The organism is Paraburkholderia dipogonis (assembly GCF_042680985.1).
In the GTDB taxonomy this organism is placed as follows: domain Bacteria; phylum Pseudomonadota; class Gammaproteobacteria; order Burkholderiales; family Burkholderiaceae; genus Paraburkholderia; species Paraburkholderia phytofirmans.
In genome coordinates this window covers 212,501-219,058 of record NZ_JBHUFR010000026.1, presented here as the reverse complement: position 1 = coordinate 219,058, position 6,558 = coordinate 212,501, and the positions used below count along the sequence as shown (strand labels likewise).

Annotated in this window: 6 protein-coding genes; 3 read left to right on the top strand and 3 right to left on the bottom strand. The window is 65.4% G+C overall.

Translation table 11 applies throughout. From position 1 onward, the window contains the following. Positions 1-424: 424 nt before the first annotated feature. The 3 genes from ACFSNN_RS30800 (at position 425) to ACFSNN_RS30790 (ending at position 3,271) form a co-directional block, all read left to right on the top strand. A complete protein-coding gene (locus tag ACFSNN_RS30800; RefSeq protein ID WP_134464295.1) occupies positions 425-1,864 on the top strand; it encodes an MFS transporter in 1,440 nt (479 codons plus the stop codon). A 37-nt stretch (positions 1,865-1,901) separates the two neighbouring features. Then, the gene (locus ACFSNN_RS30795; RefSeq protein WP_134464293.1) at positions 1,902-2,336 is read left to right on the top strand and encodes a GNAT family N-acetyltransferase; all 435 of its coding nucleotides are present in this window, start codon (positions 1,902-1,904) and stop codon (positions 2,334-2,336) included. A 278-nt stretch (positions 2,337-2,614) separates the two neighbouring features. Beyond that, positions 2,615-3,271: a cation diffusion facilitator family transporter gene (locus ACFSNN_RS30790; protein ID WP_134464291.1), complete on the top strand. Its 657-nt coding sequence runs from the start codon at positions 2,615-2,617 to the stop codon at positions 3,269-3,271. Between the two features lie 19 nt (positions 3,272-3,290). On the opposite strand, the gene ACFSNN_RS30785 is transcribed toward ACFSNN_RS30790, so the two are convergent. The 3 genes from ACFSNN_RS30785 to ACFSNN_RS30775 form a co-directional block, all read right to left on the bottom strand. Continuing rightward, positions 3,291-4,178: a 2OG-Fe(II) oxygenase gene (locus tag ACFSNN_RS30785; RefSeq protein ID WP_134464289.1), complete on the bottom strand. Its 888-nt coding sequence runs from the start codon at positions 4,176-4,178 to the stop codon at positions 3,291-3,293. A gap of 94 nt (positions 4,179-4,272) precedes the next feature. Continuing rightward, positions 4,273-4,764, bottom strand: coding sequence for a nuclear transport factor 2 family protein (locus tag ACFSNN_RS30780; protein WP_134464287.1), 492 nt, complete (start codon positions 4,762-4,764; stop codon positions 4,273-4,275). A 123-nt stretch (positions 4,765-4,887) separates the two neighbouring features. Beyond that, positions 4,888-6,453, bottom strand: a complete 1,566-nt coding sequence (locus ACFSNN_RS30775; RefSeq protein ID WP_134464285.1) for an MFS transporter — start codon at positions 6,451-6,453, stop codon at positions 4,888-4,890. Between the last annotated feature and the right edge of the window lie 105 nt (positions 6,454-6,558).

Genomic DNA, 6,558 nt, shown 5'->3' with positions numbered 1-6,558 from the left:
TACATGCTCCTTGAGCTACATGTTATGCCTTACACACAAAATTTATGACAGGCCCCGGAGGCGCGGCTTCGCGAACTGCGCACTTCCGACCTCGCTGCCTCACGGCCCCGCCGACCTTCCACCCCGCAGAAGCCCCACCTACCCCACCTGCCATCGTCACCAATATGGCGTCCCATATTGCGTTAGGATTCAGGGCCAGCCATCGTTTGGCCCTCTTCGGCAAAACCATCCTCGATAGCTTCGCCGACGCGCCGACCGCGGCCACGATCCCGCGCGCGTCCGCCCGTCCGGATGCCGCAAACACGTTTTCAAAAGGTAGTCGCAAGAACATGAAGGCCCAACCATCGCGCGCGAAGCGCCGGCACCGCAGCGGCGCTGACCGGCCCCCGCACGACACCGCAAGCAGCGCGACCGGAGCCGCCCAATGAGCGGCAGCGAGGCACGCAACGCGCACGTCGGCTGGCTGCCGTATATCGTCGCGGCTACCTTCTTCATGGAATACCTCGACACCACCGTAATCGCCACCGCGTTGCCGCAGATGGCGCACTCGTTCGGCGTCGGTCCCAACAGCCTCAGTCTCGGCATGACGGCCTACATGCTGGCGCTGGCTATCTTCATCCCCGCGAGCGGCTGGGTCGCCGACCGCTGCGGCTCGCGCACGGTGTTCTTCAGCGCAATCGGCGTGTTCACCGTGGCTTCCGTGCTGTGCGGCCTGTCGCAGAACGTCGCCGAGTTCACCGCCGCCCGTCTGCTGCAAGGCATAGGCGGCGCGATGATGGTGCCGGTGGGCCGGCTGATCGTGGTCCGCAGCACCGAAAAAAGCCGCATGATGCAGGCGATCTCGACCATCACGTGGCCGGCGATTGCCGCGCCGGTGGTCGGGCCGCCGATCGGCGGCTTCATCACGACTTACGCGTCGTGGCGCTGGATCTTTCTGCTCAACGTGCCGTTCGGCCTCGCGGCCATGGCCGTTGCGCTCGCGCTGGTGCCGAACCTGCGCGGCGCCGAACGCAAGCCGCTCGACGTGATCGGCCTGCTGCTAAGCGGCGTGGCGTTGACGGCGATTCTCTACGGCGCGGAGTTGGCAAGCCAGCCCGGCGAGAATCCGTGGATCGCCGGGGCGATCATCCTCGGCGGTTTGCTGGCGGGCATGGTGGCGTTCCAGCATGCGAAGCGTCATCCGCATCCGCTCATCGACGTCTCGACGCTGCAAATCCCCACTTTTTCGGTGACCGTGGTGACGGGCTCGTTCACGCGCATCGGCATCGGCGCGGTGCCTTATCTGATGCCGCTGCTGTTCCAGGTGGGCTTCGGCTTGTCGGCGTTCAAGTCGGGGCTGCTGCTGCTCGCGAGCGCGCTCGGCAACCTCGGCATGAAGGCGCTGACCACACGCATCCTGCAGCGTTACGGTTTTCGCATGGTGTCGATTGTCGACGTGACGGTGGCCGGGGTGTTCATCATCGCGTGCGGATTGCTCAGCCCGAATGTGCCGCTCGCGCTGGTGCTGTTCGTCGTGTTCATCTACGGCGTGGCGCGCTCGATGCAATTTTCGACGCTCGCCACGCTCGCCTACGCCGACGTCGCGCAACCGCAGATGAGCGCGGCCAGCACGCTATGGAGCGCGGCCGCGCAGATGACGATCGGCCTCGGCATCGCGTTCGGCGCGGTGTCGCTGCGCGCGGCGGCGTTCTTCAACGGCGAGATCACGGGCCGCGTGTTCACGCTCGACGATTTCCGTCTTGCGTTTCTGTTCGCGGGCGTAGTGACGCTGGCATCCGTGATCGGCTACATGGGTCTCGCGCGCGATGCCGGCCAGAGCATCGGCGGCGGCTCGCGCGGCAGCGAAGATCCGGCCAAGGGTTGACGGCGCAGCACTCTGATAAAACGGGCGGAGATACGCGGTGCAAGCACAAGAACTCACGATTTCGCATGACAAGGCCGACCTCGACATCGAGATGGTCTACACGTTCCTGTCGCAAGAAACGCCGTGGGCGAAGGGCATGCCGCGCGAGACGTTCGAGCGGGCCATCGCGGGCTCGCTGTGTTTCGGCGGCTATATCGAAGGCAAACAGATCGCGTTCGCGCGTCTGATTACCGACGAAGCAACCTTCGCTTACCTGTGCGACGTGTTCGTGCTGCCGGCGTATCGCGGTAAGGGATACGCGTCCGCTTTAATGACGCACGTTTTCGCCAGCCCTTCGCTGCAGGGCCTGCGAAGAATCATGTTGGCGACGACCGACGCGCATCACGTATATGCATCGCATGGTTTCGAGGGACTCGCGAATCCGGAGCTTTTCATGCAGGTGCACAACCCCGACGTCTATAAAACGACCTGAGCGCGGCGCACGCGAAGTACAGCGATAGCGGCTGAGGGCAAACGCAAACTCGCGTCACGCATGTGACGCTCCCAGACGAAAGAACCTATAGCGAATCCCAACGGGCAGACCACGTCGCGCCGGCGCCGCGAACCCTCATGGCACTGTCATCGGCGTGCCACGTTGGACGGTTAATTTGCTGCGGGAACAGAAACCGCACAACAGCAAAAACCGTCCCCAGCCCATGCCACAGTATTCCGCGCGCGCGCCCCGCAGCGATTCGGTCGACGGCGGGCGCCTTGTTTAAGGCCGCCTCCGCCAGCGCGCTGCTCAACGCGTTCCTTTCGGCGATGCAGATCGCCATCGGCCTGATGGCGCATTCGGATGGGCTCTTCGCCGACGGCGTCCACACCTTGAGCGACCTCGCCGCCGACGGCGTCGTGCTGATCGTGCTGTACCTCGCCACGAGACACCCGCGCGCTGACAAATCCAGCACTGATACCGGCATCGAACAGGTGCTGGCCACGCTATTCATCGCCGCCGTACTGATGATCACCGCCGCCGAAATGCTCTGGACCAGCGTCGCGCAAACCTCCACGTTGAGCGGCGGCATCGCGATGCATCTCGGTGCGCTGGCCGTGAGCGGTTTCGTGATGCTCGCCAAAGAAGCCTTGTTTCGCTATATGCGCGCCGAAGGCGCCCGCACCGGCTCGGCGATTCTGCTGGCCAGCGCGTGGCATGCACGCGTCGACGCGGTGTCGGCGCTGGTGGCGACGTTGGGACTCGCCGGCAGTCTGGCCGGCATGCCGATGCTGGATCACATTGCCGGCGCGGCGATCGGCTTGATGATCATGCGGATGGGTTACATGAGCGCGCGCGGCGCGCTGAAGCAGCTATTCGCCGGCTCGCCGGGCAACGCGACTGCGACTGCCACCGCCGGCCAGCCGGCTGAATAGCGCCTGGGATCGGTTGTCGTCAGCCGTAAGCGCGTTCGCGCATCCACTTCGTCATGATCCATTTGTCGCCGCCGAGCACCGGCGCGCCGCCGTGCAAGGTCAGTGGATCGAGTTGGCGCTGGCCGTTCATATAACGGAAATACACCGCCCCACCCTGTCTCGCCGCGACCGACATGCCCGCTTCGGGAAAGATGGTTTCGCCGCCGTCCGGCACGTCGTTCAGATAGATCACCAGTGTGGCGACGCGCTGGCCACCCTGCGCGGTATGCACCGCGCTGCCGGGTTGATCGGGCGGGAAGTAGTCGAAATGCGGGCGGTATTCGCCGGTCGTGCCGTAGTGCAGAATCTGCAGCCCTTCGCCGTTTTCGACCGGCCAGTTCATCAGGCTCGAAATGCGCCGATCCATCCGTTCGATGAACGCGTCTTCGCCGCGCTGATACCAGATGCCTTCGCTGGTGCGATTGCGGATCACGTCTTCCTTGCCGGTCTCGGGATTGACCGTGGTGGAGCGCTTCAACCGATGACGCGAACGCTCGATCATCTCGGCGCATTCATCTGGCGACAACACATCGCCGAACACGATCACCTGGGGACGCTCGCAACGCATCAGCACACGCACGTCGCGATCGTGCGCGCGGATCAGATTGCCGCGCGCGACGGGCGGATCGTCGTATTGGTAAATTTGCGGCGCGGCTTTAGCCAGCGCCGCTTCGGTCGCGGCCGCCGCGGCAAAGGCCGGATTCGCCGCTTTAGCCGGGTCTTGCCCGAACGTCTTGTGCACGGCGGCGCGCGCGGCGTCGGTGGCAAAACCGGCCTGCACCATGGCGTCGACCATCGAATCGGGACTGCAGCCGCGCGCCACGTTGCTGCTCAGCCACTCTTCCCATGCGGCATCCACTACTGGCATAGCATTCCTTGTTCGTCCGCTTGAAGAAATTCAGCATCACGTGGCTGAATGATAGCAAGCAGGCGGTCTTAGGCCTGACTGCGCGGCACGCGGCTCAAGTGCGCTGCTGGCGGCGCCGGTAGAGTTCGAGGCCCTTTCTTGCCTGCGTTCTGATAGCGCGCTGCACGAGCGGCGACCAGCCGAGCAACGTCCCCTTGAGGCCCAGCGCCTGGCGCGTCCAACTCCACAAATCGAAGCTGTCGCGATGTTCGACGATGCGGCCGTCGCGGAACACGAAGCGGGCGTCGATGCGATTGACCACCGCGCGGCCGGTCTGGCTGAAGAGATAACTTGCGACCCAGCGGGCGCGCCCGCTGCGGTCGTCCGCTTCGACGCCCTCGAACGTCAGCGAGAAGTCTTGTGCTCGCGCCACCAGCATGCGCCACATATCGCGCGCTTCCTCGCCGCGCAGCTCGCCGAACGCGGGGTCGCTGAAGACGACGTCGTCCGCGTAACAGGCCGCCATGGTTTCGGCGTCGCGTTGCTGGAACGCCGTATAGAAACGTTGGATCAGTTCGATGTTGGTGTTGGCGTTGGGATGGCTCATTGTTTTGATGGGGTGTGTTGGCCGCGTTTGAAGTCGATCCGCAAAAGCGCCCGGCGATCATTCGACGGCGGGCACGCCGCACACGATATCGGAAAACCGGGCCCAGCGGGCGACGCGGCGCGCCTAGCCGTTCGACGCCGCGCCACGCATCCGCGCAGCCTCGCTTTTGCCGGCCAGCAACCACACGCCCGCCGCAATCGACACCGCAATGACAGCGGCCAGACCCAGCGCGGCGGCAAAACCACTCGCAAAGCTCGCGTGCGCGGCCGACATCAGCGTGGCGCGTACGGCGGCCGGCAAACCAGCCGTGGCCTGCGCCGTATCGCCGGCCAGCACGCGAGACATGAAACCGGCATCGAGCGCGGTTTTCACCTCGAGCGTCACTGGCGTCGCCGCAAGAAATGCCGTGTGCGTGCGCGCCGCGAGCACCGCGCCGAGCCCCCCGACCGAGGTGACAATGGCGGTAAAGCGCGTCGTCGTGCTGATGCCGGAGGCCATGCCGGTGCGATCCGGCGGCACGCAGGCCATGATCGCCTTCTGCGTGTCGCCGTTCAGAATCCCGGCGCCGAGCCCCGTCACGATCATGCCGAGCGCGACCAGCACATAGCGTTCGTCGCCCGCCACCCATGCCGTCAGCAGATTGCCGAGGGCGATCAGCACCAGGCCCGCCGACAGCACCGCCATGCTCGACACACGCCTGCCGAGCGCGGCGCCGATGTACGGCCCGACCACCATCGAGAGCGCGAACGGCAGCATGCCGACGCCGGCCGCCACCGCGGACAGACCGAACGCGTTCTGCAGATACAACGGCAGGAACGTCATCATCACCTGCGCGCAGGCGGCGTAGCCGAACATGGCGAGCACGGCGGCGACAAAGCGCGGCTGCCGGAACAGCGCGAGATCGACCATCGCATGTGCCCGTGCGCGTTGCACCTGGACGAAAGCGGCGAACAACAGCACACAGGCCACGAGCCGCGCGACGGTCGGCCAGCCCGCGAGGCCGTCGGCCGGCACTTCGATCAACGCCCAGATGCCGAGCGCGAGCGCACTGCCGAACAGCACGCTGCCGGCGAGATCGAGCGGACCGGGTTGCGGATTGCGCGACTCGACGATCGCGCGCGACGCACACCACGCAAGCACCGCGCACACCGGCAGATTCAGCAGAAAGATCCAGCGCCAGCCGAACCATTGCGTGATGACGCCGCCGACCAGCGGCGCCACCGTGGTCGCAAGGCCCATGCAGGTGCCCCACACGGCCCACGCGCGCACGCGGGCGGGACCTTCGTGAAACGTGTTCGCGATCACGGCGAGCGCGGCGGTGAGCAGCATTGCGGCTCCGACGCCCTTGAGCGCTCGCGCGAGGTTCAGCGCCGTCGCAGTGGGCGCCGCGCCGCAACCGAGCGACGCCAGAAAGAACACCGCCAGCCCGAGCAGCAGCATTTTCTTGCGGCCCACGCGGTCCGCGAGACCGCCCGCGGGCAGCAGGCACGACGCGAACGCGACCATGTACGCGCTGACGACCCATTCGACGTCGGCGAAACTCGCGTGGAACGAGCGTGCGATCGACGGCAGCGAGACCGCCACGACATTGGTGTCCAGCACGATCAGCGCGCAGGTGGCCGAGGCGGTGGCCAGCACGAATGCGGGATTGACGGGTTTCGGGCGCTGAGCTGGCGAAGAAGGCGGCATAGGAAGGCAAATGGCGGTGAGTCGAAGTCATGTCATCGTAGCGACCCGTGTATTGCCTGTCATTGGCATAGAATCACAAAATAATTAGCCTGAATGGAAATACAG